General features: G+C 74.3%; 1 protein-coding gene and 1 pseudogene. One reads left to right on the plus strand and one right to left on the minus strand.

Annotation, left to right across the window (positions count from 1 at the left end; translation table 11 throughout):
* Window positions 1–225: 225 nt before the first annotated feature.
* Window positions 226–999: a GNAT family N-acetyltransferase gene (locus VR44_RS16325; protein ID WP_045948229.1), complete on the plus strand. Its 774-nt coding sequence runs from the start codon at window positions 226–228 to the stop codon at window positions 997–999.
* Between the two features lie 25 nt (window positions 1,000–1,024).
* On the opposite strand, the pseudogene VR44_RS16330 reads toward VR44_RS16325, so the two are convergent.
* A pseudogene (locus tag VR44_RS16330) lies at window positions 1,025–1,204 on the minus strand (thioesterase); the annotation flags it as partial.

A 1,204-nucleotide genomic window follows, 5' to 3' on the forward strand; every position in this document is an offset into this window, starting at 1 on the left:
CCGCCAGCTCCAGCCGGCGCATCCGCGAGGTCCAGCCGCCGCGCAGCAGGGCGGCGCCCTCGATGCGTTCCCCACCGGGCAGCGTCTTCTCGACCCACGCGCGGGTCGCGGCCCAGCTCTCCCCGGACTCCCCCTGTGTCTCCATGGCCACAGACTAGTTGCAGGTGCCACGGAGCGCGGGGAAATCCGGGGGCGCCCAAGGGACCGACGGCCTATTCTCGCCCCATGGCCGGCCCCGAGATACGACAGATCAAGAGCTTCCTCGCGACCTTCGCGCGCCGTCGGGCCGCGCGGACCGTCGAACTGCCCGGCGGGTTCGCGGCCCTGGACGACGAGTTCCCGCTCTCCTACGGGAACAACCACGTCGTGATCGACGGGGCACCCGATCCGGAGGCGCTGCCGGCCTTGGCGGAGGAGGCCCTGGGCCACCTGTCGCACCGCCTGATCACGGTCCTCGACGACACGGCCGGCGAGGCCTGCGCCGAACCGCTGCTCCGGGCCGGCTACACGCGTTCCACGTACCTGGTGATGCTGCACCGGGGTCCGGTGCCGGCGGGCGGCGGGGCGCAGGAGGTGGACCTGGACGCGATCCGCGTTCCACTGGCCCGCAGTTGGCGCGGCAGTTGGCGCGGCTTCCTGCCCGACGCCGACGAGGAGGTGATCCGCCAGCTCGTGGACCGGCGCGAGACCGTACGGCGCGGGGCCGACGTGGTGCAGTTCATCGGCGCCCGCACCCCGGACGGCGAGGTCGCCTCGTGGGCCGACCTCTACCTGGACGCGGCGTCGGGCACGGCGCAGATCGAGGACCTGGTCACCTCCGGCCTCCACCTCCGCAGGGGTTACGCCGACGCGGTCCTGGCCTCCGCCCTGCGCCGGGCCGCCGACGCGCACTGCGCCACCCGCTTCCTGATCGCCGACGCGCAGGACTGGCCGCAGCACTGGTACGAGCGCCGGGGCTTCACGGTCATCGGCCGGCACCACGGCTTCGAACGGACCTGATGCCGCCGCCCCGGCCGGGGCGGCGTCAGAGCGGGGCGGTGAGCTCCCCCGCGAGCTCGCTCAGCAGCGCCCCGCGCTGTTCGACCAGGTAGAAGTGGCCGCCGGGCAGGACCCGCAGCCGGAACCCGGCGGGCGCCACATCGGCCCAGGCGTTCATCTCCCGCGGTGGCAGGGAGGGGTCGGCGTCGCCGATCCAGGCGTGGAC

Origin of the sequence: Streptomyces katrae, from assembly GCF_000966975.1 — a bacterium.
In the GTDB taxonomy this organism is placed as follows: Bacteria; Actinomycetota; Actinomycetes; order Streptomycetales; family Streptomycetaceae; genus Streptomyces; species Streptomyces katrae.

Coding starts and splice junctions, on each gene's coding strand:
- VR44_RS16325 (WP_045948229.1), top strand. CDS start 226: ATGGCCGGCCCCGAGATACGACAGATCAAGAGCTTCCTCGCGACCTTC.